The organism is Mesorhizobium sp. B2-5-13 (assembly GCF_006440535.1).
Classification (GTDB): domain Bacteria; phylum Pseudomonadota; class Alphaproteobacteria; order Rhizobiales; family Rhizobiaceae; genus Mesorhizobium; species Mesorhizobium salmacidum.
In genome coordinates this window covers 443,294-467,593 of record NZ_VFUI01000003.1, presented here as the reverse complement: position 1 = coordinate 467,593, position 24,300 = coordinate 443,294, and the positions used below count along the sequence as shown (strand labels likewise).

At 63.4% G+C, this 24,300-nt stretch carries 23 protein-coding genes and 1 pseudogene; 13 read left to right on the top strand and 11 right to left on the bottom strand.

The genetic code is table 11. From position 1 onward, the window contains the following. The first annotated feature begins 163 nt into the window (after positions 1 to 163). The 4 genes from FJ434_RS08400 (at position 164) to FJ434_RS08385 (ending at position 4,389) form a co-directional block, all read left to right on the top strand. On the top strand, positions 164 to 1,069 hold the full coding sequence (locus FJ434_RS08400) for a sugar-binding domain-containing protein (protein ID WP_140503139.1): 906 nt from the start codon (positions 164 to 166) through the stop codon (positions 1,067 to 1,069). Between the two features lie 430 nt (positions 1,070 to 1,499). Beyond that, entirely contained in the window at positions 1,500 to 2,477 is a 978-nt protein-coding gene (locus FJ434_RS08395) for an ABC transporter substrate-binding protein (protein WP_140503137.1), read from the top strand. Positions 2,478 to 2,579: 102 nt separating this feature from the next. Continuing rightward, positions 2,580 to 3,641 (top strand): ribose ABC transporter, encoded by a 1,062-nt coding sequence (locus tag FJ434_RS08390; protein WP_027144622.1) that lies wholly within the window; start codon positions 2,580 to 2,582, stop codon positions 3,639 to 3,641. Further along, positions 3,634 to 4,389 carry an ATP-binding cassette domain-containing protein gene (locus tag FJ434_RS08385; protein ID WP_140503133.1) on the top strand — a complete coding sequence of 252 codons (756 nt, stop codon included), beginning with the start codon at positions 3,634 to 3,636 and terminating at the stop codon, positions 4,387 to 4,389. Before FJ434_RS08390 ends, FJ434_RS08385 begins: the two co-directional genes overlap by 8 nt. 98 nt (positions 4,390 to 4,487) lie before the next feature. Here FJ434_RS08385 and FJ434_RS08380 read toward each other — a convergent pair whose 3' ends face one another. The 6 genes from FJ434_RS08380 to FJ434_RS08355 form a co-directional block, all read right to left on the bottom strand. Next, a complete protein-coding gene (locus FJ434_RS08380; protein WP_140712156.1) occupies positions 4,488 to 4,994 on the bottom strand; it encodes an L-2-amino-thiazoline-4-carboxylic acid hydrolase in 507 nt (168 codons plus the stop codon). Then, a complete protein-coding gene (locus FJ434_RS08375) occupies positions 4,991 to 5,776 on the bottom strand; it encodes an ATP-binding cassette domain-containing protein (RefSeq protein ID WP_140745093.1) in 786 nt (261 codons plus the stop codon). The genes FJ434_RS08380 and FJ434_RS08375 overlap by 4 nt, the downstream gene beginning before the upstream one ends. Then, positions 5,773 to 6,657 (bottom strand): ABC transporter ATP-binding protein, encoded by an 885-nt coding sequence (locus FJ434_RS08370; protein WP_140745095.1) that lies wholly within the window; start codon positions 6,655 to 6,657, stop codon positions 5,773 to 5,775. Before FJ434_RS08370 ends, FJ434_RS08375 begins: the two co-directional genes overlap by 4 nt. Further along, positions 6,654 to 7,484, bottom strand: coding sequence for an ABC transporter permease (locus FJ434_RS08365; RefSeq protein ID WP_140745097.1), 831 nt, complete (start codon positions 7,482 to 7,484; stop codon positions 6,654 to 6,656). The genes FJ434_RS08370 and FJ434_RS08365 overlap by 4 nt, the downstream gene beginning before the upstream one ends. Next, on the bottom strand, positions 7,481 to 8,467 hold the full coding sequence (locus tag FJ434_RS08360; RefSeq protein ID WP_140745099.1) for an ABC transporter permease: 987 nt from the start codon (positions 8,465 to 8,467) through the stop codon (positions 7,481 to 7,483). Before FJ434_RS08360 ends, FJ434_RS08365 begins: the two co-directional genes overlap by 4 nt. A gap of 149 nt (positions 8,468 to 8,616) precedes the next feature. Then, positions 8,617 to 10,227, bottom strand: coding sequence for an ABC transporter substrate-binding protein (locus tag FJ434_RS08355; protein WP_140745101.1), 1,611 nt, complete (start codon positions 10,225 to 10,227; stop codon positions 8,617 to 8,619). 365 nt (positions 10,228 to 10,592) lie between these two features. On the opposite strand from FJ434_RS08355, the gene FJ434_RS08350 reads away from it, so the two are divergent. After that, positions 10,593 to 11,783 (top strand): Xaa-Pro peptidase family protein, encoded by a 1,191-nt coding sequence (locus tag FJ434_RS08350; protein ID WP_140745103.1) that lies wholly within the window; start codon positions 10,593 to 10,595, stop codon positions 11,781 to 11,783. Positions 11,784 to 11,989: 206 nt separating this feature from the next. On the opposite strand, the gene FJ434_RS08345 is transcribed toward FJ434_RS08350, so the two are convergent. The 3 genes from FJ434_RS08345 to FJ434_RS08335 are packed head-to-tail and all read right to left on the bottom strand — an operon-like array spanning position 11,990 to position 14,475. Continuing rightward, the gene (locus FJ434_RS08345) at positions 11,990 to 12,406 is read right to left on the bottom strand and encodes a cupin domain-containing protein (protein ID WP_140745106.1); all 417 of its coding nucleotides are present in this window, start codon (positions 12,404 to 12,406) and stop codon (positions 11,990 to 11,992) included. Between the two features lie 6 nt (positions 12,407 to 12,412). Beyond that, on the bottom strand, positions 12,413 to 13,270 hold the full coding sequence (locus tag FJ434_RS08340) for a phosphoenolpyruvate hydrolase family protein (protein WP_027144632.1): 858 nt from the start codon (positions 13,268 to 13,270) through the stop codon (positions 12,413 to 12,415). Between the two features lie 8 nt (positions 13,271 to 13,278). Continuing rightward, the gene (locus tag FJ434_RS08335) at positions 13,279 to 14,475 is read right to left on the bottom strand and encodes a Tm-1-like ATP-binding domain-containing protein (protein WP_140503113.1); all 1,197 of its coding nucleotides are present in this window, start codon (positions 14,473 to 14,475) and stop codon (positions 13,279 to 13,281) included. A gap of 139 nt (positions 14,476 to 14,614) precedes the next feature. Between FJ434_RS08335 and FJ434_RS08330 the strand changes: the two genes are divergently transcribed. The 7 genes from FJ434_RS08330 (at position 14,615) to FJ434_RS08300 (ending at position 21,341) form a co-directional block, all read left to right on the top strand. Further along, on the top strand, positions 14,615 to 15,292 hold the full coding sequence (locus tag FJ434_RS08330) for a TetR/AcrR family transcriptional regulator (RefSeq protein ID WP_140503111.1): 678 nt from the start codon (positions 14,615 to 14,617) through the stop codon (positions 15,290 to 15,292). 366 nt (positions 15,293 to 15,658) lie between these two features. Then, a complete protein-coding gene (locus FJ434_RS08325; RefSeq protein WP_027144635.1) occupies positions 15,659 to 16,975 on the top strand; it encodes an ABC transporter substrate-binding protein in 1,317 nt (438 codons plus the stop codon). Positions 16,976 to 17,044: 69 nt separating this feature from the next. Beyond that, positions 17,045 to 17,950 (top strand): sugar ABC transporter permease, encoded by a 906-nt coding sequence (locus FJ434_RS08320; RefSeq protein ID WP_015315632.1) that lies wholly within the window; start codon positions 17,045 to 17,047, stop codon positions 17,948 to 17,950. A 1-nt stretch (position 17,951) separates the two neighbouring features. Further along, entirely contained in the window at positions 17,952 to 18,911 is a 960-nt protein-coding gene (locus tag FJ434_RS08315; protein ID WP_027144637.1) for a carbohydrate ABC transporter permease, read from the top strand. Then, positions 18,908 to 19,138 (top strand): hypothetical protein, encoded by a 231-nt coding sequence (locus FJ434_RS08310; protein WP_140503109.1) that lies wholly within the window; start codon positions 18,908 to 18,910, stop codon positions 19,136 to 19,138. The genes FJ434_RS08315 and FJ434_RS08310 overlap by 4 nt, the downstream gene beginning before the upstream one ends. After that, complete coding sequence (locus FJ434_RS08305) at positions 19,135 to 20,238, top strand: ABC transporter ATP-binding protein (RefSeq protein ID WP_140503107.1); 1,104 nt, start codon at positions 19,135 to 19,137, stop codon at positions 20,236 to 20,238. Before FJ434_RS08310 ends, FJ434_RS08305 begins: the two co-directional genes overlap by 4 nt. Further along, positions 20,238 to 21,341: an ABC transporter ATP-binding protein gene (locus FJ434_RS08300; protein ID WP_140503105.1), complete on the top strand. Its 1,104-nt coding sequence runs from the start codon at positions 20,238 to 20,240 to the stop codon at positions 21,339 to 21,341. Before FJ434_RS08305 ends, FJ434_RS08300 begins: the two co-directional genes overlap by 1 nt. 6 nt (positions 21,342 to 21,347) lie before the next feature. On the opposite strand, the gene FJ434_RS08295 is transcribed toward FJ434_RS08300, so the two are convergent. Both FJ434_RS08295 and FJ434_RS08290 read right to left on the bottom strand, forming a co-directional pair. Beyond that, complete coding sequence (locus FJ434_RS08295) at positions 21,348 to 21,779, bottom strand: DUF4437 domain-containing protein (RefSeq protein WP_140745108.1); 432 nt, start codon at positions 21,777 to 21,779, stop codon at positions 21,348 to 21,350. Between the two features lie 117 nt (positions 21,780 to 21,896). Continuing rightward, complete coding sequence (locus FJ434_RS08290) at positions 21,897 to 22,868, bottom strand: AraC family transcriptional regulator (protein ID WP_140503102.1); 972 nt, start codon at positions 22,866 to 22,868, stop codon at positions 21,897 to 21,899. A 177-nt stretch (positions 22,869 to 23,045) separates the two neighbouring features. Between FJ434_RS08290 and FJ434_RS08285 the strand changes: the two are divergent. Then, positions 23,046 to 24,261: pseudogene (locus FJ434_RS08285) on the top strand (MFS transporter). Positions 24,262 to 24,300 lie beyond the last annotated feature (39 nt).

Below are 24,300 nucleotides of genomic sequence, written 5' to 3'. Positions count from 1 at the left end.
GGATAAGCAGCCTTGCCGGCGCTTGGCCTGGTATGGCCCTCAAGTTGCGAGTTCGCCGGATTTGCGCGATAACTCCCATCGGCGTATACGTGTGTAACACGTTGCTGAAAGGAATTGCAAGCTGTCTGTTCCCTCCGTCCAGGACGCGACCGCATCGCGCACCATGCTGCACACGGTTGCCAAGCTGCACTATGTGGAGGAGATGTCGCAGGTCGACATAGCGCGGCAGCTCGGTGTCTCCACCGCGACGATTTCGCGCCTGCTGCAGCGGGCGCGGGCCGAGGGTATCGTGCGCATCGAGGTCATCGACCTGGCAACGCCGGAAGATATCACCAGGGAACTTGTCGACGGATTGAAATTGCGGGACGCCGCCGTTGTCGAGACGCCGGCGGCGGGCGCGCTGACGGCGCTTTCCGCCCCGCTTGGCGCTTTGCTCAGGCAGGCGCAGCTGGTGGCCGGCTCTGTGGTCGCCATCGGCTGGGGGCGGGCCGTGCGCGAGGTCATTCGAGCCGGCTTGCCGCGCATGCCAGGCGTGCTGACGGTGGCCGCAACCGGCGGCATGCAGCAGCACGCGGCGCATTTCCAGGTCAACGAATTCGTGCGGCTTGCCGCGGAGGAGTTCGGCGGCACGCCGCACTTCATCCACGCCCCCTATCTGCCGTCGAGCGAGCTGCGCGAGGTCTTCCTCGGAGACGCCACCATCCGCGATGCCGTCGCGCTGTGGGACAGGACTGATGTGGCGATCGTCGGCATTGGCCTGCCGCATGCCATCAACGCGCCCGAGGCGAGTGCCGCCACGCCGAGCGAGCAGGCACTGGTCCACGCGGCCGGCGATGTCCTTCGACATTATTTCGATGCCGATGGCGTGCTGATAGCCTGGGAAGGAGAGGGCCGGATGATCGCCATGTCGCCGGCGCAACTTCGGGCCGTGCCCTTGGTGATCGGCATCGCCGCGACGCCGGAAAAAGCGACGGCCATCATTGGCGCCGCTCGCGCCCGGCTGATCAACGCGCTGGTAACGGATACCAAGACGGCGCAGGCCATCCTCGCGGTTCTTGCAACGCGATAGCTGCCGGACTGATGCCTCGCTGTCGGCGCGGAGAGAAGCTGTTGCGAAATCGATTGTGTCGCCGGGGAGTCGGGACGATAGTTCGCCGGGGACTCCGAGGAGCAGTCGGATGATGTCTGGAAAAGCCGGCGTTGCGGCCTCGGAAAAAACCGTGTTGCAATTTATTTCTGCAAAGTGTTACAAACTGCGAACCCGGCGTGCAGGCATGCCGGACGCGGTGGTTCCCTGACCTCGCGGAGGCGAGGAAAGCGAGCACGGCGATTGTGCCGGTCGGCTGGACCGGCTGACATTTAGACTGGAGGGCGCTTGGGAGGAGCTGCCCGCGAAAGGCAACAGGCGTTCCCGGCCGTCGGCATCCTGCCTCCGTGCGGATGACGGCCATTCCAATGTCACCGAAAACGGCAGAACTGCCAACAATGAGGAGGATGTCATGAAGAAGATCGTTGCCGCGCTCGCGGTACTTGCCGTCAGCGCGACGGTGCTGATGGCGCCCGCGCAGGCGCAGGACAAGAAATACACCATTGCGCTCATTCCAGGCCTCACCACCGACGGCTTCTACATCACCATGCGCAAGGGTGCCCAGGCGGCGGCCGATGCGCTCGGCGTGAACCTGGTCTTCCAGGGCGCTCCAGACTTCAACCCGGTCACCCAGGTGCCGGTGCTCGACGCGGTCATCGCCAAGAAGCCGGATGCGATCCTGATCGCGCCGACCGACAAGGTTCAACTGGTCGAGCCGCTGCGCAAGGCCAATGACGCCGGCATCCCGGTCATAACAGTCGATACTTTCATCGGCAGCGGCGTCTACCAGACGGGTGCCGGCGATGCCGATTTCCCGCTGGCCTACATTGCCTCGGACAATGTGCTGGGCGGCGAGATCGCCGCGCGCGCGCTGGCCACCGCCATCGGCGACAAGGGCAAGGTCTATGTGTCGAACGTCAAGCCCGGCATTTCGACCACTGACCAGCGCGAAGAGGGGTTCAAGAAGGAGATGGCCAAGCATACGGGCATCACCGTGCTGGAGACCCAATTCAATGATGACGACGCCAACAAGGCGGCCTCGCAGCTGCAGGCTGTCTTCGCGCGCAATCCCGATCTCGTCGGCGTGTTCGGCGCCAATCTGTTCTCGGCCCTGGGTGCCGCCAACGGGGTCAAGCAGGCGGGCCAGACGGGCACCGTCAAGGTCGTTGCCTTCGATGCACCGACCAGCATCGTCGACAACATCAATACCGGCCTCGTGGATGTGGCAATCGCCCAGCATCCCGCAGAGATCGGCTATTTCGGGGTTGTTTCGGCCTATGCCCATCTGACCGGCCAGTCGATCCCGGTCGCGATCGGCACCGGCTTCACGATCATGGACAAGTCCAACATCGCGGACCCGAAAATCTCGAAGTATCTCTACTCCGAGTAGGTCCAGACGAGCTTGGCTCCTCCCGGTATCGCCGGGGGGAGCTCGTGCCGGGTCCCGCAAAAGGCGAGGCCTGTTTGAAGGCAGCCGCGCCGCGGAGTATTCATGACCTCGACATCACCAGCCCAGCCGGCCGAGAAGCATGTCGCGCCCCAGGCCGATCATGGCGATCCGGCCAGGACCCTGATCGGACGCATCGCCGAAGGGCGCGCCTGGTTGTTCCTCGCCGGCCTGATCATCTGTTTCGAGATATGGTCGAGGTTCGCCTTCGGCGCGACGTTCGTGCTCAACCCGTTCAACTTGCAGTCCATCGCGATCTTCGCGATAGCGCCGCTGCTGCTTGCGACCGGACAGACCTTCGTCATCATTTCGGGCGGCATCGATCTGTCGCTCGGCTTCATCATGGGGCTTGCCGCCGTCGTTGCCGCACATGCCACAAATCTGGCGGGCGCCGCCATTCCCTTGCCGCTGGCCATGCTGGCTGGCATCCTTGCGGCGGTGATCGTCGCCAGCTTGCCCGGCATCATCAATGGCCTCCTAATCTCGCGCCTCAGGGTGCCGCCGTTCATCGGTACGCTCGGCATGTTCGGCGTGGCGCGCGGTGTCGCCTTCCTGCTTGCCGGCGGCACGACTGTGCCGGTGCAGAATTCCTGGTTCGCGCTGCTCGGCAATGGCAAGTTCCACGGCGTGCCTTATTTGGTCATGATCGCTGCCGTTTTCGTCATCGCGATGCATTATCTGCTCGGCCAGACGCGGTTCGGCCAGCACAATTATGCCATCGGCGCCAATGTGCAGGCGGCGCGGCGTGCCGGTATCGACATCAGGGGCCACATATTGCGGCTCTATGTGCTGTCGGCGATGTGCGCCGGCCTTGGCGGAGCGCTCTACGCGGCGCGCTTCACCGCCGGCGCGGCACAAGCCGGCGAGCCGTTGCTGCTCGACAGCGTCGCTGCGGTGGTGATCGGCGGCGCCAGCCTGTTCGGAGGCTCCGGCACGATCTTGGGCACGGTCGCCGGCGCGCTGGTGATCGCGGTGATCCAGTACGGGCTGGTCTTCGTCAATGTCGAGCCGTTCTGGCAGTTCATCGCCGTCGGCGTCGTCATCATCATTTCCGTGCTCATAGACCAGGCGCAGCGCCGGTTCAGTGGAGGCCGCCAGGATGAATAGCACCAACGCGAACACCCCCTTGCTCGAAGTCCGCAACCTGTCCAAGCATTTCGGCGCCGTGCGTGCGCTCAGTGATTTCTCCATGGCCGTGCGGCCGGGCGAAGTGGTGGCGCTTGCCGGCGACAATGGTGCAGGCAAGACGACGCTGATCAAGGCGATCTCGGGCGTGTTCCAGCCGACAGGCGGCGAAATCCTGCTCGGTGGCCAGCCGGTGGCATTCGCGACGCCGCAGGAGGCGCGCGAAAAAGGCATCGAGACGATCTACCAGGATCTGGCCCTGGCCGACAATCTATCGATCGGCGCCAACATCTTCCTTGGCCGCGAACCGATGCGCAAGGCGTTCGGCTTTCTGCCGGTGCTCGACCGCAAGGCGATGGCCGACGCGGCCAGGGAGACGATGAAGCGGCTGGATTTCCACGTCAGCCGGATGAACGCCCCGGTCAGCAATTTCTCCGGCGGCCAGCGCCAGGCCGTCGCCATCGGCCGCGCCGTCTACTGGGACGCGCAGATCCTCATCATGGACGAACCGACGGCGGCATTGGGCGTGCCGGAGCAGCGCAAGGTGATTTCGCTGATCCACCAGCTCAAGGCGCAAGGACGCGGCGTGATCTTCATCTCGCATAATCTGCAGGATATCTTTGCGGTCTCGGATCGGATCGTCGTGCTGCGGCGCGGCGTCCAGGCCGGCGAGCGCAAGATTTCCGAGACCAACCATGATGAGGTCGTCCGGCTGATGGTCGGGGGTTAACGTGTGTCGATGTTCAGGCGATGCTACGGTTCTCGGCATCAGCCGCTTTGGGCTCAGCCAGAGCTGAACCTCAACGCATTCTTAGGACGATAAATTGCTTAGCCGGCATCTCGATTGGTTAGTACGATGTGGCAGCAGCCGGAGCCGCGGCCCGGCGTCCAGGTGATGTTGTCGAAGCGCACGCCGGTCGCCTCGAAGAGGCCGCGGTCGAAGGCGCCGGCGATGCGGCAGAGGGTCGCGAGCTTGTCGTCGCCGACACCAGCCTCGACCCAGGCATCCTTCAGCGGGCAGCGCTTGACCTTGAAGGCGATGCGGTCATCGCCGCGTTCGACATCGGTCGGGTACATCAGGCCGCCATCCGGGCTGACAGCCAGAAACGCCTCGCCGATTGCTGGCGCATCGTTGGGGCCGAAGGCGGCAAAAGCGGCCGCTGCAACCTCCCTACCACGCTGTTCGATGGTGCGGATCATGATCGCCTCGGCTCTTTCGGCGCCCACTTCGCCGGTGAGTTCGTCGAGGAACAGGCGATAGAGATCGGCCCGGTTGCGGAAGGCGGAATCGAGCTCGCGCGACAGTTTCTCGGCTCTGGCTTCGGGATCGGTCATGATGCGTCCTGTGTGGTCCTGTGTAATCTCGGGGCGGCTGCCACCAGCGCCTGGCCGATGGCCGATTGCGGTGCACCGATGACGGTTCGGGCACCACCGCTCTCGGCGATCCGACCGGCATCGAGAAGGATGACACGGTGGGCGACCGCCCGGACGACGCCGAGATCATGCGAAATTAAGAGATAGGCGATCCGTTCCTCGCGCTGCAGGTCGAGCAGCAGATTGAGGATCTGGCCGCGCACTGAAACATCGAGCGCCGATACCGCTTCGTCAAGCACGATCAGCGACGGTTTGGTGGCGATGGCGCGGGCAATCGCCACGCGCTGCCGCTGACCGCCGGAGATTTCGTGGATGGCGCGGGGCGCAAGATCGGCCGCCAGGCCGACCCGTTCCAGCAGGGCAGCGATGCGGCGCGGGCGCTCGGATCGCGAGGCGACGCCGTGGATGCGCAAGGGGTCGTCGAGGACGCGCGCCACCGTGGCGCGCGGATTGAAGGCGGCGAGCGGATCCTGGAACACCATCTGCAGGCGGGCGCGGCGCGCACGCAAGGCCGCGCCGCGCGAGGCAAGGAAATTATCGCCTTCGAATTCGATGCGTCCGCTATCCGGCTCGATCAGTCGCAGCACCAGCCGCGCGATTGTCGACTTGCCGCTGCCGGAAGGGCCTGCCAGCGCCAGCGTTTCGCCTGGCTCGATATGGAAGGAGACATCGTCCACCGCGGCGAGGGTCTTGCCGCCGCGACTATAGCGTTTGATGAGATTGGACACCATGAGCAGGCTCATGCATTCAGCCCGCTTCGGTTCAGCAACGGCTCGGCGTCGAGGCCGATATGGGCGTCGAGCAGCGCGCGTGTATAGGCTTGCGTCGGTGCGTTGACGATTTGCCCAGTGCCGCCGATTTCGATCAGTTCGCCATGACGAAATACGGCGATGCGTCCGGCAAGCTCGGTGGCGAGCGCAATGTCATGGCTGATAAACAGCAGCGTCATGCCGTCCTCGGCCACCAGCCGTCGGATCAGAGCGACGATCTCGGCCTGCACGACGGTGTCAAGCGCGCTGGTCGCCTCGTCGGCGATCAGCAGTTTCGGCCCTGCAGCAATCGCGGCGGCAATGGCCACACGCTGCTTTTGACCGCCGGAGAGCTGGTGCGGGAAGGCGTGAATGGTGGAGTCAGGGTCGGGCAGGTGGACGCGTTCGAGCAGTGTCTCTGCCCTGGCATAAGATGCTGGCCAGCCGAGACCAAGATGGGTGCGCACCACTTCCGCGATTTGTTTGCCGACGGTCATCACCGGGTCGAGGCTGGCTGATGGGTCCTGGAAGACGAAGCCAATGTCGCGGCCGCCGAGGAGGGTATGGTTTGGCACGGAGGCAGACTTTCGCCCCCTGCGCCTTGCGAGGTCCCCCTCCGGCAGGACAGAGGGGGGTGCCTTGGCACCCAACGATGAAAGGGAGAACCACTCGATGCTCCCTTCTGCCCTGGCGGACTGGGGCAACAACCCCGCGATCGCCAGCGCCAGCGTGCTCTTGCCCGAACCACTCTCGCCGATGATCGCCAGCCGTTCGCCTGCCTGGACATTGAGAGTAATGTTCTTCAGCGCCGCGACCTCGCTGCCATCGCGGCGGTAGGTCACCGTCAGATCGCGGATCGACGCCAGCACCGTCACGACAGACCCCTGCGCACGGCCGTCGTCTCGACGACGCCTTCGCCGGCGAGATAGACGCCCAATACCGTCAGCACCAGCGCAATGCCCGGGACGATCGAGAGGAACGGCGCGGTGCGCAAGACAGCGCGCCCTTCCGCGATCATTCCACCCCAGGTGACGCGGTTGGGATCGCCGAGGCCAAGGAAGGACAGGGCCGCTTCAGTGAGGATCGCGGCGGCGACTATGACCGACGACATCGCCAGCACCGGCGGCAAGGCATTGGGCAGCACTTCGCGAAAGGCGATCTCCAGCGGACTCATGCCGATGACGCGGGCACCGGCGACATAGTCGCGCTCACGGATCGACAGCACTTCCGCGCGCGCAATGCGCGCTGGCCCGGTCCAGGTGCCGAGCGCTATCGCCACGACGACGACGCCGAGCGAGGGGCCAATCACGCTGACGAAGGCCAGTGCCAGCAGGAAGCCAGGTACGGTCTGGAACGCGTCGGTGATGCGCATCAGCACGTCGTCGACGAGGCCGCCGGCAAAGCCGGCCAGCGTGCCGACGATAGCGCCGATGACGAGGGCCGCGGCGGCCGCGGCAAGGCCGACAGCAAGCGAGGTACGGGCGCCATGGAACAGTTCGGCCAGTACGTCGCGGCCGAGCCGGTCGGTGCCGAGCGGCAGCGACCAATCCTGGAATGGCGGCAGCAGCGCGGGGCCGGCAATCGCTTGCGGGTCCCCGGGAAACAGCAGCGAGGCCGACAGCGCCATGGCAAACAGCACCGTCAAAAGAATAGTGCCGGCAACCGCTTCGGGCGTGCGCAAGAAACGGCGCAGACGGTTCATGCGCCCGCCTCACTGGCGCCGACGCGTGGATCGAGAAATGCATAGGCGATGTCGACAAGAAGGTTGATGAGGATGACCAGCACTGCGCTTGTGAGGATGATGCCAAGCAGCAAGGGGGTGTCGCGCGCGGCCACCGCTTCCTGCGCCAGCCGGCCGAGGCCGGGCACGGCAAAGACGTTTTCGATGACGACGCTGCCCCCCAGCATCTGCGCCGATTGCAGGCCGAGCATGGTGACCAGCGGCAGCAGTGCGTTGCGGGCGACATGGGCGAGCACGATGCGGCGGCGCGATAGCCCCCTGACGCGGGCGGCCAGCACAAAATCCTGGCGCCAGACCTCGGCCATGCCGGCGCGCATCATGCGCAGATAAAGCGCCAGATAGATGAAGCCGAGTGCGGAAACCGGCAGCACCAGATGGATAGCTATGTCGGCGGCGCGGTCCAGACCGGTCTTGTCCGAGGCCAGCGTCTCGACGCCGCCGACCGGCAGCCAGCGCAGGTCGACGGCGAAGATTACGATCAGCACCAGGCCGAGCCAGAAGCCGGGCACCGCGTAGAGCGCCAGCGAGGCGACGGAGAGAAAACGGTCACGCAAACCGCCGGGCCTTGCGCCGGCATAGATGCCGAGCGTCGAGCCGAGGCCGAAGGAGAGCGCGGTGGCGCTGACCATCAGGATGAGCGTGGTCGGCAAGCGCTCGAGGATGACGTCGCGGATCGGCCTGGAGAAGGTGACGGACTGGCCGAGGTCGAGATGCAGCAATGCCCAGAGATAGTTGGCGAGCCGCGTCAACTCCGACTGGTCAAGGCCCCAGCGGTGGCGCAAGAGCTCGATCATGCCGGCATCGCCGCCGGTCGAGACGATGTAGGCGTCGACTGCATCACCCGGGGCGGCTTCGAGCAAAAGGAAAGTGCCGATGACGACGATCAGCAGTACGAAAATGCTGCCGACGAGGCGACGGCGGAGGAGGACCAGGGCACGGGTCATGGCAACAGGGCGCCGGTTGCAGACGCTAGAGGTCGCGCCCTACGGCGCCCCCCTCTGTCCTGCTGGACAGTCCGGCAGGACCGAGGGGGGCGCGAAGGAACTCTCATTCTCCGGAGCTGAGCACCCCGACAGGCAATCCGCAAGGAAGATCAGCCTGCCAAATATGTGTCCGCCCAGTTCGAAACCGCCCAGCGCGGGTTGTTGGCGATGTTGCCGACCTTGTCACTGGCGACGCTGATAAAACTCCATTCGGCGACGTTGATCAGCGGCAGGTCGGCCGCGACCTGCTTCTGGAACTCCTTGTAGAGGTCGGTGCGCGCCGTGGTGTCGAGCGTTTCGGAGGCCTTGGTGATCAGCGCGTCGAGCGCGTCGTTCTTGTAGCCGCCTTGGTTGGAGAACGGCACGCCATCGGGAATGCCGCTCTGCACCAGGATGGTGGTCGAGATGGCCGGATCGCCCCGGAAGACCGGCGGGCCGACCGCGAGGTCGAAGGCGTGGTCGGTGTAGACCGCCTTGATGTGCGCCGCCGAGTCGTTGTTGACCAGTTGCGCGTCGATGCCTATTGCCGCGAGCGCCTGGCGCAAATAATCGCCGAACTGTTTTGTCTCGTTGAAATAGGGGGCCGGCAAGAGCTTGAGCGAGAAGCGGTTGCCGTCAGCGCCTTTCTTGTAACCGGCTTCATCGAGCAGCGCGTTGGCCTTGGCGACGTCGAAGGCATAAGTCGGCACGTCGGCGGTGTAGAATTGCGGATCGTTCTTCGGCACCGGGCCGGTGGCGGTGGCGGCATAGCCGAGGAACACCGTCTTGACGACGAAATCCTTGTCGATGGCATGCGCGATGGCCTGGCGCACCTTGATGTCGGCCAGTTCCTTGCGGCGATGGTTGATTTCGACCACGAGTTGATAGGTCAGGCCCTCATAACCGTTGGTGATGACCTTCAGGCCAGGAACCTTGGAGATGCGGTCGAGGTCGGCCAGTGGCACGGCGGAGAAAGCCGCGAGCTGGATTTCCTCGGCTTCGAGCGCGGCAGCGGCCGAGGTACGGTCGGGCAGGACCTGATAAATGATTTCGTCGAGATATGGCTCGCCCTTGCCCCAGTAATCGGTGTTCTTCGTCAGCCGGTAATACTGGCCGGCCTTGTACTCGCCGAACTTGAACGGCCCGGTGCCGATGGGTGCGTTGTTGGCCGGGTTGTCCTCGATCTTGCCGCCTTCGTAGACGTGCTTCGGCACGACGCTCGACAGTGCCGGCAAGGCGTTTCGGATCAGCTGGAACGGCGTCGGCTTGGCGAATTTGAACACTGCGGTCAGATCGTCTGGTGTGTCGACCGCGCTGAGGTCCTTGAACACCGTGCGGCCGAGATTCTGCAGCGGCTTCCAGATCTGCAGCGCCGAGAAGGCGACGTCGGCCGAGGTGAACGGCTTGCCGTCATGCCATTTGACTCCTTCGCGCAGCTTGAACGTCGCCGACAACCCGTCGGCGGCCCCTTCCCAGCTCACCGCCAGCCGAGGTGCAAGCCCATCCTTGCCGTCGAAGGAGGCTTCGGCCAGCGTCTCGACGATCTTGCTGGAGATGAAGAAGACGCCGTTGGAGGCGACGATCGCCGGATTGAGATTGCGTGGCTCGGAATCGGCGGCAAGCACGAGCCGGCCGCCCTTCTTCGGCGTCTGTGCCCAGCTTGATGTCGGCATGGCCGTGGAGGCCAGCAGTATTGCCGAGCCGGTAAGCATGGTGCGCCTGGAAATGGTGAAACCTGACATGATCGAACTCCGTCCTCTCCGCGACCGGGCGCGACAACACCCCTCGAACGCCGACGCGTGCATCGGCATTCTTGCGGCGGGATTATGAGCCTTGCCGAGGGTTTCGCCAGAGATGGAATTGGCGCATCCTTGCTTGGCTTTGAAATTTTCGTCCGCTGGACCAGTTAGCACAAGTCCATTCAATTCGGCTGGCTGGTAGGACCAGATCTGCGGATATATGGACAAACGACGCTTGGTGACCGTCCGGGCGTTGCGTCCTAAACATTCTGGCTAGACCACAGTGAGAAAAATGGTGCAGATTTGATCGCGAGCCGGCGGATCGAGTGCGAAACAGCACCGATCCCGGGCAATTCAGGGAGAGAGTGATGAACATTGCGCCGGGCAAGAGTGCCGTCAGCAATATCCCGTTCGACCAGGCGAGGGTCGACCGGCTTATGGAGGAGGCCGGCATCGACGTGCTGCTTGCGACCTCCAAGCACAACACGCAGTATCTGTTGGGCGGCTACAAGTTCATCTTCTTCGCCGCCATGGATGCGATCGGCCACAGCCGCTACCTGCCAATCGTCGTCTACGAGAAGGGCGGGCCGGACCATGCGGCCTATATCGGCAACCGCATGGAGGGCGGCGAGCACCAGAACCATCCGTTCTGGACGCCGACGCTGCATGCCGCCTGCTGGGGCACGCTCGATGCCGCCAATCTCGCGGTCGAGCATGTCAGGAAGATCGGCAAGGGCGGTGCCCGCATCGGCATCGAACCCGGTTTCCTGCCATCGGACGCCTATGCGCTGATCCGCAAGGCGCTGCCGGACGCCCAGCTGATCGATGCGACCGACATGCTGGAGCGCATGCGCGCCATCAAGACTGACGCCGAGCTCGAAAAGCTGCGCACCGCCTCCGAATTGATCACGGATTCCATGCTGGCGACCATCGCCTGGGCGCACGAGGGCACGACCAAGAGCGAGATCATCGAGCAGCTCCGGCGCGAGGAGACCAATCGCGGCGCGCATTTCGAATATTGCCTGCTTACGCTGGGCTCCAGCCACAACCGCGCTTCGTCAAGCCAGGCGTGGAAGAACGGCGAGGTGCTGTCGATCGATTCCGGCGGTAATTATCACGGCTATATAGGCGACCTCTGCAGGATGGGCATTCTGGGCGAACCGGACGCGGAGCTGGAAGATCTGCTGGCCGAGGTCGAGGCCGTGCAGCAGGCGGCCTTCTCGAAGGTGAGGGCAGGTGTGCTGGGCGGCGACATGATTGCTCACGCCGAGGGTGTGCTGAAGACATCCAAGGTCGCGCCCTACACGGATTTCTTCGCCCACGGCATGGGCCTGATCACGCATGAGGCGCCGTTCCTGATGACCAACCATCCGGTGACTTATGAAGGCACTTATGCCGCCAAGCCGCTGGAGAAAAACATGGTGCTGTCGGTGGAGACCACCATGCTTCACCCGACGCGCGGCTTCATCAAGCTGGAGGATACGGTGGCGGTGACGGATGCTGGTTATGTGATGTTCGGTGATCGGGGCAGGGGCTGGAACAAGGGTGGTACGGCCTGATTGGATTGAGGTGCGCTGCCCCTCATCCGGCTGCCGCCACCTTCTCCCGTATAGGGGCTGGCAGAAGGGAGCTGTCGCAACCTCCGCGCTCGTCCTGCACCGTTGAAAATTGACGAAAGCATCGGTGTAGCGTCTTTCTCACCGTCACTTTACGGGGAGAAATGTCCGGCAGGACAATGAGGGGCGGCGCCGCCCCGAGCAGATCATCACTGTCCCGCCGGGATCAGCCTGAAATCCGGCAATTCACGCAACCCAAGCTCCGGTCCCGCCGGCGCATAAACCACGAAGAGCTGCATAGGCCCGTCACCAGTGTTGAGCGTCGAGTGGAATCGGCTTTCCGGCACATAGATGGTGCAGCCGGGGCCGACATTCTCGACCATCGGATTGCCCTTCTCGTCCTCGACCATCTGTTCGCCATGGCCCGAGATGACGAAGATGATTTCCTCGGCGCCCGGATGGTTATGGCGGGTATGGCCCTTGCCCGAGGGCAGGTCGACGACGCCGCCGGAAAAGCGGGTCGCGCCATTCACTTCGGGCGCAACGGTCAGGGACAATTTCCCCCAGTCGAAACCGAAGGCGCTGACGTCCTTCGGGTAGACAAACACCTTGCTCTTGTCGGCCATCTCTCATCATCCCTTCTTTTTCTTGGCGGTCTTCTCGCCGCCGAGCGCCTTGAAATCCGCTGTCTGCCTGGCGATCGCGGCTTCCGCGGGCAGCCGTTCCATCGAGCTCGCGCCATAAAAGCCGTGCAGGCCTTTGGCATGGGAGAGGATGTAGCGCGCATCGTCGGGCATTGAGATTGGGCCGCCATGGCAAAGCAGGATGACATCCTTGCGTACCGAGCGCGCGGCCTCGGCAATGGCGTCGATGGCAACGACGCAGTCGTCGAGCGACTTGGCCGAGGTGGCGCCGATCGAGCCGCCAGTCGTCACACCCATATGGGCAACGACGATGTCGGCTCCGGCCTTGGCCATGGCGCGGGCTTCTTCGGGGGTGAAGACATAGGGCGTGGTCAAGAGATCGAGCTTGTGCGCCTCGGCGATCATGTCGACCTCGAGGCCGAAGCCCATGCCGGTCTCCTCGAAGCTCTGCCGCATGGTGCCGTCGAAGAGACCGATGGTCGGGAAATTCTGCACGCCGGAAAAGCCCATCGTCTTCAGTTCCGCCAGCAGCAGCGGCATGATGACGAAGGGATCGGTGCCGTTGACGCCGGCCAGCACGGGCGTGCGTCTGACCACCGGCAAGACCTCATAGGCCATCTCCTTGACGATCTCGTTGGCATTGCCATAGGCGAGCAGGCCCGCGGCCGAGCCGCGTCCGGCCATGCGGTAGCGGCCGGAATTATAGATGATGATGAGGTCGATGCCGCCGGCTTCCTCTGCCTTGGCCGACAGGCCGGTGCCGGCACCGCCGCCGACGATCGGCACGCCCTTGTCGATCATTCCCCGGAATTTCTTCAATATGTCCTTGCGCGGTATGGCTGGCATGTCTGGGCTCACTGTCTGGCGATATCGAGAAAGGCAGCGACCGCGGCCCTGGCGAATTCGGGATCGTTGATGTGCAGCGGCAGGCGGGTGACGCGGCGCGTCGCAGCCGGCCTGATGGTGCGCTCGATGGCGTCGAACAGGACGGCATCGGCTTCCGGATCGAAGAAGGCGCCGCCTTCGATATCGAGTGCGGAGACGCCTTTTTCCGGGATCAGGAAATGCACTGGACCTTCGCAATGGGCGAGCCTGGTACCAATCCATTCGCCGATCGCGCGGCATTCCTGTGCGGTCGTGCGCATCAGGGTGACGTTCGGGTTGTGCTCATAGAACAGCCGGCCGCGATAGCGCTCCGGAATGGTCGAAGGCGCCCAGAAGTTGACCATGTCGAGCGCGCCCACCGAACCGACATAGGGCAGGCCGGTGCGGGCGATGGCACCGAAACGATCCTGCGTCGCCGGCAGCACGCCATTGAACAGCAGGTCGCAGACCTCCGTTGTGGTGATGTCGATGACACCCGACAACAGGCCGCTGTCGGCCAGTTTTTCCATGCTGCGGCCGCCGGTGCCGGTGGCATGGAAGACCATGCAGTCGTAGATGTCGCGCAATTGATCGGCGATTGCGGTCACGCAAGGCGTGGTGACGCCGAACATGGTGAGGCCGATCGATGCTTTGCCGTCCGCTGCCGTCGCCGGATTGCCTGCCATGCCCGCTATCGCCTGGGCGGCGTTGTGCAGGACGACACGAGACAGCTGGTTGAGGCCAGCCATGTCCGTCACCGATGGCATCATGATGATGTCGGATACGTCCACATAGGGAGCGGTGTCGCCCGAAGCGAGCGTCGAGACCATGATCTTGGGCAGGCCGAGCGGCAGCGCGCGCATGCCCGCGGTGATGATCGAGGTGCCGCCACCACCGCCAATGCCGACCACACCTGATATGTCGGTGCACGACTGGACAAAACGCGTGAATGCCCCAGCCATCGCCGCAACCGATCTGCCGCGGTCGTTGATGCCGAGCACCGCACCGCGGCCATCGGGGTGACAGGCGGCGACCTCCTCAGCCGAGACGTCGACCGGCACGGTCGCGCCTCGCGTGCCGATATCGACACGGCAAACGACGGCGCCCGTGGCTGCGATCGCATCTGCGAGGAAGCCGAGTTCCTCGCCCTTGGTATCGGCCGTGCCCACCACATAGACGCGCTTCATCTGCGCCCCCCTGTGCTGGCTGGCCCAAAGGTGGTGATGCTCAGCAGATGAAAGCTTTGTGCGCCATAAAGCGTCAACATAGCCACTCCAGGATAGGGGCTGCCATTGCAATTTTTTGAGACGCGCGTATCGTATTGGTATGAGTGTCTCACGTCAACAACCCGCAACGAACGAAGACACCGGTGAGAGAGCCGAACGCGGACCCCGCGCGCGTACGAAACGGCTGATGCTGGAGACGGCGACAAGGCTGATGCAGGCGGGGGCGACGCCCTCGGTCAGCGAGGTGGCGGAGGCGGCCGAGGTTTCCCGCGCCACCGCCTATCGCTATTTCCCGAGCCAGGCAGCCTTGGTGCAGGCGGTCGTCGACGAGGGACTCGGGCCGATCCTCACCTGGAAATCCACCGCCGCCGACGCCGAGCGCCGGGTCGCAGAACTGTTCGATACGGCCATGCCGCGCATCGAGGCCTTCGAGGCGACATTCAAGGCAGCGTTGAAGCTGTCGCTCGATCAATGGGCGCGACGCCAGGCGGGTACGCTGGGCGGCGAGCCTGCCTTCACGCGCGGCCATCGCGTCGAATTGCTGAAAGAGGCGCTCGCGCCGCTCAAGGGCCGCTTGCCGCCGCGCGACTTCAAGCGGCTGGCGCAGGCGCTGTCGCTCATCTTCGGCGTGGAGGTGCTGATCGTGCTCAAGGATATATGGGGGCTGGACAGCCCCCGGACGATGTCGGTCGCGCAATGGGCGGCGAGTGCGTTGGTGCGCGCGGCGATCGCGGAGTCGGCCACCGATACGCCTGGGATGACGCTGGCGACGACATAGGAATAGCGCTAATCTGGTTCTACCAGATTAGCGCGTCGACCACTGATAATACCCGCCATGCAAAAGTCCGCACAAGGCCGAAGCATATCAACGAGTAGGAAAATACAGAGAAAACAGCTGGATAAGTCTGAAATTCGACGGCTTTGGCAGGCATCGTTGCGCAAGAAAGGGCTTGACGGGCATTCATAATTGGTAATACCAGATTTGGAAAGAAAAGCGGATCGAAAGTGAGGGCTGCGACCCATTTCCGGACAGAGCGAGGAGGCTCCGAATTTCGGAAAGCGCGACCACCGGAGGAACTACCAGGGCCAGCTCCGTCGCCGGCTCGCAAGACAAGGTAGAATGCGCACAAGGGAGGAAATCATTATGCGCAAGTTAGTGACCAGCGTGCTTGCTGGTATCGGCTTAACGCTTGCCTGCGGAACATCCGTCTACGCGCAGGAAAAGTCGCTCACCATCTTCTGGGCGGAGTGGGATCCGGCCAATTACCTGCAGGAACTCGGCAACGAGTACGAGAAGGAAACCGGCGTCAAGATCACGGTGGAGACTACGCCCTGGTCCGACTTCCAGACCAAGGCCTTCACCGAGTTCAACGCCCATGGCGACGCCTATGACCTAGTCGTTGGCGACTCGCAGTGGCTCGGCGCCGGTTCCACCGGCGGCCACTATGTCGACCTGACCGACTTCTTCAAGAAGCATGATCTTGGCAACGTCATGGCACCGGCGACGGTGAAATACTATGCCGAGTATCCCGGCAACAGCGGCAAATACTGGGCGATCCCGCTCGAGGGCGATGCCGTCGGCTGGTCCTATCGCAAGGACTGGTTCGAGGATCCGAAGGAGAAGGAAGCCTTCAAGGCCAAGTACGGCTACGACCTCGACGTGCCGAAGGACTTCAAGGCGCTGCGCGACATCGCCGAGTTCTTCCACCGGCCGGATCAGAAGAGATACGGCATCGCCATCTACACCGACAATTCCTACGACGCGATGGCGATGGGCTTCGAGAACGCGCTGTTCTCCTATGGCGGTGAGTTGGGCGACTACACGACCTACAAGGTCGATGGTCACATCAACTCCGACAAGGCGGTGGCCGCGCTCGATGCCTATAAGGAACTCTACAAGTTCACGCCTCCGGGTTGGGCCAAATCGTTCTTCGTCGAGGACAACCAAGCAATCACGGAAAACCTGGCCGCGATGAGCATGAACTTCTTCGCGTTCTTCCCGTCGCTGATCAACGAAGCGTCGAACCCGAATGCCAAGAACACCGGCTTCTTCGCCAACCCTCCCGGTCCCAATGGCGACCAGTTCGCCGCGCTCGGCGGGCAAGGTATCTCCGTCATCTCGTACTCGCAGAAGCAGGAAGAGGCGATGAAGTTCCTCGAATGGTTCATCAAGGACGAGACCCAGAAGAAGTGGGCGGCCCTTGGCGGCTATACCTGCAGCCAGGCAGTGCTCAAGTCGCCTGAGTTCCAGAACGCCACGCCCTACAACAAGGCCTTCTACGAGACCATGTTCAAGGTGAAGGACTTCTGGGCGGTGCCGGAATATGCCGAACTGCTGCAGCAGCTGAACCAGCGCGTCTATCCCTACATAATCGGCGGCAGTGGCACCGCCAAGGAAACGCTGGACGCCTTGGCTGGAGACTGGAACGCGACCTTCAAGAAATACGGCCGCGGCCAATAATCATTCATGTCCCGCGGAGGGGGCGGTGTCGCCTCCTCCGTTTCTTTTTCTTGAACCGGGAGCAGGGTCTTGGCGACCACGATGATCACCACCCTCGACAGATCCTCGCGTGCCGCGGCGCGCGGCCTGAGCGATATTTCCATCCGCAATCTCTTCATCATCCCGACGGTTCTGTTCCTGATCGTCTTCAACATTTTCCCGCTGATCTACTCGCTTGGCTATTCCTTCACCGACTTCCGCGCGTCGACCAACGCGCCGGCGAATTTCGTCGGGCTGCAGAACTATCGCGACCTGCTCAACGACCCCTATGTCTGGTCGAACTTCGCCATCACGGCGAAATACGTGATTGTCTCGGTCGTCGGACAGTTGCTCGTCGGCTTCGGCGTGGCAATGCTGCTCAACCGGGATATTCCGCTCAAGGGTCTTATCACCACACTGCTGCTGCTGCCGATGATGCTGTCGATGGCGGTCGTCGGGCTGTTCTGGAAATTGCTTTACGACCCGTCATGGGGGGTCATCAACTATGCGCTCGGGCTCGGCAATTTCGAGTGGCTGGCCGACCCCAAGATGGCGCTTTACGCCGTCGCGCTGACCGACATCTGGATGTGGTCACCCTTCGTCATGCTGCTGTCGTTGGCCGGCCTGTCGGCGGTGCCGAAGCATCTCTACGAAGCCGCCGCGATCGACCGCGCCGGGCCGTTCTACACCTTCTTCCGTATCACGCTGCCGCTGGTCGCGCCGATCCTGATGATCGCGGTCATTTTCCGCACCATGGAAGCGTTCAAGACCTTCGACCTTGCCTACATCCTGACCAGCCAGCCGACGGCCGAGCTGATCTCGATCCGGCTCTACAAGATGGCGTTCCAGGAATGGCAGACCGGGCGCTCCTGCGCGATGGCCTACATCGTGCTGATCATGGTGCTGGCGATCACCAACATCTATGTCAAATACCTCAACAAGGTGAAGGAGCGCTGAGATGGCCGCCGTCCGCACTTCTTCCGAAATCACCTTCAACCGCGTCGCCATCGTCGCCGTGCTGCTGGTGACGATAATATTCCTGGCGCCGATCTACTGGATCGCATCAACGGCGTTCAAGCCGCGCAATCTTGCCACGACCATTCCGCCGACCGTCGTCTTTCAGCCGGAGATATCGCCCTTCGTGAAGCTGTTCACCAAGCGATCTCAATTGCGCAGTCCGCCGTCGCCGGAAGAGTACGCGGCGGCCCCATGGTGGGAGCGCGTCGTCTTCGACGGTGGCGAAAAGATCGTGCGCGACGGCAAGGGCCAGGTGCAGTGGTCCGGCTATCCGAGCCGCTTTCTGAACTCGCTGATCATCGCCATCACATCGACGGTGCTGGCGGTCGGCATGGGCACGTTCACCGCCTATGGGTTCTCGCGCTTCAAGGTGAAGGGAGAGGCGGACCTGCTCTTCTTCATCCTGTCGACACGCATGTTGCCACCCGTGGTGGTGGCGATCCCGATGTTCCTGATGTACCGCGCGGTCGGCCTCAACGATACCCACATCGGGCTGATCATCCTCTACACCGCCTTCAACCTGTCCTTCTCGGTGTGGCTGATGAAGGGTTTCATGGATGAAATCCCGAAGGAATATGAGGAGGCGGCACTGGTCGATGGTTACACCCGCATGGAAGCCTTCTTCAAGATCGTGCTGCCGGAGGCCGCCACCGGCATCGCCGCCACCGCCGTCTTCTGCTTCATCACGGCGTGGAACGAATATGCCTTCGCCCTGATCATGACCAACCGCCGCGCCCAGACCGCACCGCCGTTCATTCCCAGCCAGGTCGGCTCCGGCCTGCCGGACTGGACGGTGATCGCCGCCGGAACCTTCCTGTTCCTGCTGCCGGTCGCCATCTTCACCTTCCTGCTCCGCAATCATCTCTTGCGCGGCATGTCCTTCGGAGCAATCCGCAAATGAGCTTTCGCGCCATCAATCAGAAATATCTGGAACCGGGTTCGCAAATACTCATGGTGCTCGGCATCGTGGCCCTCTGCCAGCCCTGGAACATGCTGCTGCACGCCTATGGCCTGACCATCATCCTGATCGGGCTGATCGGCTTCAACATCACCTCGAAGATCGCACCCGAGGAACAGGCCGGCACCGGCCATGGCGCGGATGCGCGAAATCCGGGAGCACAGCATTGACCCAGATCGAGCTTCGCGGCGTCCAGAAATTCTTCGGTGCCGTCCAGGTCATCAAGGACCTCAACCTCAAGATCGCGGACAATGAGTTCATCGTGCTGCTCGGCCAGTCCGGCTGCGGCAAGACGACGACGTTGCGCGCCATCGCCGGGCTGGAAACCATCGATGAGGGGGATATCCTCATCGATGGCAAACCGGTCCAGCATTTGAAGGCGGCCGACCGCGATATCGCCATGGTGTTCCAGTCGTTTTCGCTCTACCCGCATATGAGCGTCTACGAGAACATCGCCTTTCCACTCCGCGCCACGCGCAAGAGCAAAAGCGAGATCGACCAGGAAGTACGTTCGGTCGCCAAAACGCTGCAAATCTTGGACCTGTTGGCCAAGAAACCGTCGGCGCTCTCAGGCGGCGACATGCAGCGCGTCGCCATCGGCCGGGCGCTGGTGCGGCGGCCGAAGGCGATGCTGATGGATGAGCCGATCGGTGCGCTTGACGCCAAGCTGCGCGAGGAGATGCGGGCCGAGATCAAGCGGCTGCACATCAAGCAGGGCTCGACCACCATCTATGTCACGCACGATCAGATCGAGGCGATGAGCCTGGCGGACCGCATCGTCATCATGCATGAGGGGGTGCTGCAGCAGGTGGGAACGCCCGACGAGGTCTATTCGCGTCCGGCCAACCTGTTCGTGGCCCAGTTCGTCGGCAGCCCGGTGATGAACGTCGCCGACGCGGCGGTCGCCGAGACGGCGTCTTCCGTTTCGGTCTCAGTCGGTGGAGCGGCTTCCGGCTTCGAGTTTCCCCGCACATTGCTGTCGAAGCTCAATGGCCATGCCAGTGGCAGCCTGGCGCTCGGCATTCGGCCCGAAGGGGTGCTCATTCGCCGTGACGCGGCCGATGGCTTCATGGCCGTCGAGACGCAGATCGTCGAACCGCTCGGCTCCTTCGACATCGTCGACCTCAAGGTCGGCTCCAAGATGCTGCGTGCCCGCACCAAGAGTGGCTACATTTCAGGTCCCGGCGAAAAGGTCTTTGCCAGGATCGATCCGACGCAGGCGCATTTCTTCGACAAGTCAAGCGGCAAGTCGCTTGAGGTGAGGCTCTGATGGCCCATATCCAGCTCAAGAACATCTCCAAGACTTTCGGCAACCACACGGCCTTGACCGGGCTCGACCTCGACATCGCCGATGGCGAATTCTTTGTCTTGCTCGGCGAAACGGGCGCCGGCAAGACGACGACGCTGCGTCTGATCGCCGGCCTGGAGAAGCCGAGCGAGGGGCAGGTCTTCATCGATGGGGTCGACGTTGCCGACTGGGGCGCGGCCGAGCGCGACGTGGCGCTGGTGCTGCAGCAATACTCGCTTTATCCGCGTTACACGGTGCGCGAGAATCTCGAATTTCCGCTGAAGCCGAAGATCCGCCGTCTGCCGGACGCCGAGATCAAGGACCGCGTCGACCGCGCCGCCCGCACGCTGCGGATCGAGCACCTGCTCGACCGCAAGACCGACCGGCTATCCGGCGGCGAGATGCAGCGCGTCTCCATCGGCCGCGCCATCGTGCGCAAGCCGCGCGTGTTCCTGATGGACGAGCCGCTGTCGGCGCTCGACGCCAAATTGCGCGAGGCGCTGCGCACCGAGTTGAAGAACCTGCAGATACAGCTCGGCGCCACCTTCCTGTTCGTCACCCACGACCAGATCGAGGCGATGTCGATGGGCGACAAAGTCGGCGTGCTCAACCACGGCCGCATCATCCAGACCGGCACGCCGCACGAGATCTACAACAATCCGCGCGACACCTATGTAGCGAGCTTCGTCGGCTCGCCGCCGATGAACCTGATCGACGGCAGGCTGGTGAACGGCCGGGCGGTGATGGCGCCGTTGAATTTCGAACTGCCTTTTGCGGGGGCGGCTAAAATCTTTGCGGGGGCTGGGGCGAGTGGGGCGACCGACGGTCGCCCGCTCGTCTTCGGCATCCGTCCGGAGGATGTCTATCTGGAAAGCGGCGCACCGGTCGAGGCGCGTGTCCACGACGTCGAGAACCATGGCGTGGAAAAGATCCTGACGCTGCGGGTCGGCGATACGACACTGCGCGCCACGGTGCCGGCCAGGACCGACGTCGCGATCGAGCAACCGGTGCGCTTTGCATGGAACCCCGACAAGGTGGTGCTGTTCGACAAGGGCAGTGGGGTCAGCCTGCGGCACGCGTCATAAGCGCGGCTATTTTGGCAGGTAGGTTTCGTATGGCGTGTCGTTGATCAACAGGATCACGCATTCCGTCTCCGACAGGCAGGCGTCGTCATGCATCTCGTTGGCCTTTTGCGTCCAGTAGGAACCAGGTGGCAGTTCGACCTTGGTCGCCTCACCGCCTTCCATCTGCCAGTGCGCCCATAGACCCTGGATGACTACGGCGCGATAGTCGGCGGTGTGCGCGTGAACAGGAGCGCGCCAGTTGCCCGGGACTTTCAGCAAGGTGCCGGCAGGCCCCTTGGCCCTTTCGCCCCACAGTGGTCCCAGGCGCTGCGGCTGGTCCGGCGCCTCGGCGACGTAAGGGATCTTGCCTGCCCGCAGATAGCTATCCTCGAGGGCAAAGGCGCGTCCGGGAATGACCGACAGGACACCAAGCGCCAGCAGTGCGAAATGATTGGCCATGGGATTTCCTCCACGGACCAGATTATCCGCCGGAAGCCGGCCGGCAATGACGCTGTGTCCAAAAGACCTGGCAATTCCTCCAGCCGGGAAGGATTGGAGCGATTTCGTTGCCTGACGTCAGGACGGGTCGTCGCCGGCACCAATGTGGCGCAGATGGCTCGGCGCCACGCCCATCACCCGCTTGAAGGCGCGGCTGAAGGATGCTTCCGAATCATAACCCAGTTTCGCCGCCGCCACCGATACCCTCATGCCATCGCGGGCCAACCATTGCCTGGCCTGGTGCATGCGCACGCGCAGCACATATTTGGCCGGCGTCTCTCCGACCACTGTGGCGAAGCGCTGGGCAAAGGCGGAGCGCGAGGCTCCCATCATCCGCGCCAGCGCCTCGACGCTCCAATCGCGATCCGGCTGCAGGTGGATGGCTGCCAGCACTTTGCCGACGTCGGGATTGCGGACGGCGGCGATCCAGCCGGTGGCATCGCCACAGCCGTTCTCCACCCAGGAGCGGATGATCGTGGCGGCGAGCACATCGGCAAGGCGGGCAAGGATTCCGCCGGAGCCGACCCGGTCCATCGTCACCTCGCCGGCCATCGCGTCGAGCAGATGCTGAATACCCGGCGCGTTCGCCATCAACTTGTGCGCCTGCATCAGGTTTGGCATCATATCGAGCAGCGGGTGCGAGCCGTCGAGATTGAAATGCATGCTGCCGCAAAACAGCAACGTCTTGGGCCCACCGCACTCGTTGGAGACGTCGTAGATGTTCTCGCACACCGGTTCGATCGTGTAGCGGCCGATCGGCACCGGGGGCACGCCGGGCGCGCTGGCCAGGACATGTGCGTCGCCGCGCGGGATCAGAAGCGCGTCGCCTACGGAGAGTTCGATCCACTCCCTGGCCGGCGAGAACAGCCAGCAACCCTGCTGGCCGATGAAATGAAACCGCGCCGCCTTCTGTGCGGGGAAGGAAACGGCCCAGGGCTCGCCCAACACGCAGCGGCCATAGTCGACGCCGTCGAGCCGTAATCCGCGCAGCATGTCGGTCAGCGGATCACCAGAAGTCGGCAGCGTCATTTTGGACGAATTGTAATTCATCCTGGTGTTTCTAGCATGGAAACTCCAACCCGTCACTCCCACGTTGCGCTGCAGCCAAATGCTGCGCTGCAAACAAACGGAAGACCTGCCGCATAGCCAAGCCATGGCGGCAAGGCGTGTAACGGTAGCCCGAGCCGGTTCGTTTCTATGTGGCGCTGCAAACATCGGAGACTGACCATGGCCGACCCCGCGACAGGCGCCATTGACGCCGCACTTCTGAACCCCGCAGAATCCGATGAACGAACCGAGCCCGCATGGGGCGCCGTGGTCTCGCTCGCCCTTGGCGTTTTCGGTCTGGTCACCGCCGAATTCCTGCCCGCCAGCCTTTTGACGCCGATGGCGCGCGATCTGGGCGTAAGCGAAGGCGTGGCAGGGCAGGCGGTGACGGCAACCGCCATCGTCGGCGCCATCGCCGCCCCCACCATGGCCATCATCACAAGGCGCATGGACCGCAGGCTGGTGATGTGGATGTTGACGATGTTCCTCATCCTGTCCAATCTTCTCGCCACCTTTGCCTCGTCGCTATCCATGCTTCTGCTTGCCCGTGTCGTGCTCGGCGTGGCCCTTGGCGGCTTCTGGGCAATGTCGGCGGCCATGGCGTTGCGGCTGGTGCCGATGCGGTTGATGCCGCGCGCCATGTCGATCATCCTGACCGGCGTGTCGCTTGCCACCGTTACCGCAGCTCCGGTCGGCGCCTATGTCGGCGACGTCTGGGGCTGGCGCACGGCCTTCATGATTGCGACGATCGTCGGGGCGCTGGCGCTGCTGGTGCAATTGGCCACCATTCCGAAGCTGCCGCCGATGGGGGTCGCGAGCTTCCGCACCTTGCTCGAGGTGCTGGAGCGGCCGTCGATCAGGGTTGCCCTGCTGGTGGTGCTGCTTGTCGCGTCCGGGCACTTTGCCGGCTTCACCTATGTCCGTCCCTTCCTTGAGAAGGTGCCGGTGCTCAACATCGAGACGATCTCCCTGGTGCTGCTGGCCTACGGCATAGGCGGTTTCTTCGGCAACATCGCCGGCGGCATCCTGGCCGAGCGCAACCTCAAGGCCGCGGTGGCCCTAGCGCCCCTGCTGATTGCATTGGCGGCCGCCTCGATGCTGATCCTTGGCACTTCGCCCATGGTCGCCGGTCGCCGCCGTCGCGGGCTGGGGCTTTGCCTTCGGCGCGGTGCCGGTCGGGTTGCAGAGCTGGCTGGTGCGGGCAGCGCCGGACCAGGCTGAAAGCGCCGGCGGCCTGATGGTAGCGACCTTCCAGGTGGCGATTGCGATGGGCGCCGTCTTTGGCGGTCTGCTGGTCGACCATGCCGGCGTTGCCAGCGCCTTTGCCTATTGCGGCGCGGCGACGTTGCTGGCTGCCATCGTGGTATTCCTGCGCGGTCCGAAGCAGGCCGAATAGTCTCTCCCAACGGTCGTCCCTGGCAACGGCCCGAGAACC

Coding starts and splice junctions, on each gene's coding strand:
- FJ434_RS08295 (WP_140745108.1), bottom strand. CDS start 21,779: ATGGCCAATCATTTCGCACTGCTGGCGCTTGGTGTCCTGTCGGTCATT.
- FJ434_RS08385 (WP_140503133.1), top strand. CDS start 3,634: ATGAATAGCACCAACGCGAACACCCCCTTGCTCGAAGTCCGCAACCTG.
- FJ434_RS08400 (WP_140503139.1), top strand. CDS start 164: ATGCTGCACACGGTTGCCAAGCTGCACTATGTGGAGGAGATGTCGCAG.
- FJ434_RS08345 (WP_140745106.1), bottom strand. CDS start 12,406: ATGGCCGACAAGAGCAAGGTGTTTGTCTACCCGAAGGACGTCAGCGCC.
- FJ434_RS08380 (WP_140712156.1), bottom strand. CDS start 4,994: ATGACCGATCCCGAAGCCAGAGCCGAGAAACTGTCGCGCGAGCTCGAT.
- FJ434_RS08350 (WP_140745103.1), top strand. CDS start 10,593: ATGAACATTGCGCCGGGCAAGAGTGCCGTCAGCAATATCCCGTTCGAC.
- FJ434_RS08290 (WP_140503102.1), bottom strand. CDS start 22,868: ATGAATTACAATTCGTCCAAAATGACGCTGCCGACTTCTGGTGATCCG.
- FJ434_RS08355 (WP_140745101.1), bottom strand. CDS start 10,227: ATGTCAGGTTTCACCATTTCCAGGCGCACCATGCTTACCGGCTCGGCA.
- FJ434_RS08335 (WP_140503113.1), bottom strand. CDS start 14,475: ATGAAGCGCGTCTATGTGGTGGGCACGGCCGATACCAAGGGCGAGGAA.
- FJ434_RS08390 (WP_027144622.1), top strand. CDS start 2,580: ATGACCTCGACATCACCAGCCCAGCCGGCCGAGAAGCATGTCGCGCCC.
- FJ434_RS08375 (WP_140745093.1), bottom strand. CDS start 5,776: ATGAGCCTGCTCATGGTGTCCAATCTCATCAAACGCTATAGTCGCGGC.
- FJ434_RS08330 (WP_140503111.1), top strand. CDS start 14,615: ATGAGTGTCTCACGTCAACAACCCGCAACGAACGAAGACACCGGTGAG.
- FJ434_RS08325 (WP_027144635.1), top strand. CDS start 15,659: ATGCGCAAGTTAGTGACCAGCGTGCTTGCTGGTATCGGCTTAACGCTT.
- FJ434_RS08300 (WP_140503105.1), top strand. CDS start 20,238: ATGGCCCATATCCAGCTCAAGAACATCTCCAAGACTTTCGGCAACCAC.
- FJ434_RS08340 (WP_027144632.1), bottom strand. CDS start 13,270: ATGCCAGCCATACCGCGCAAGGACATATTGAAGAAATTCCGGGGAATG.
- FJ434_RS08365 (WP_140745097.1), bottom strand. CDS start 7,484: ATGAACCGTCTGCGCCGTTTCTTGCGCACGCCCGAAGCGGTTGCCGGC.
- FJ434_RS08310 (WP_140503109.1), top strand. CDS start 18,908: ATGAGCTTTCGCGCCATCAATCAGAAATATCTGGAACCGGGTTCGCAA.
- FJ434_RS08360 (WP_140745099.1), bottom strand. CDS start 8,467: ATGACCCGTGCCCTGGTCCTCCTCCGCCGTCGCCTCGTCGGCAGCATT.
- FJ434_RS08315 (WP_027144637.1), top strand. CDS start 17,952: ATGGCCGCCGTCCGCACTTCTTCCGAAATCACCTTCAACCGCGTCGCC.
- FJ434_RS08395 (WP_140503137.1), top strand. CDS start 1,500: ATGAAGAAGATCGTTGCCGCGCTCGCGGTACTTGCCGTCAGCGCGACG.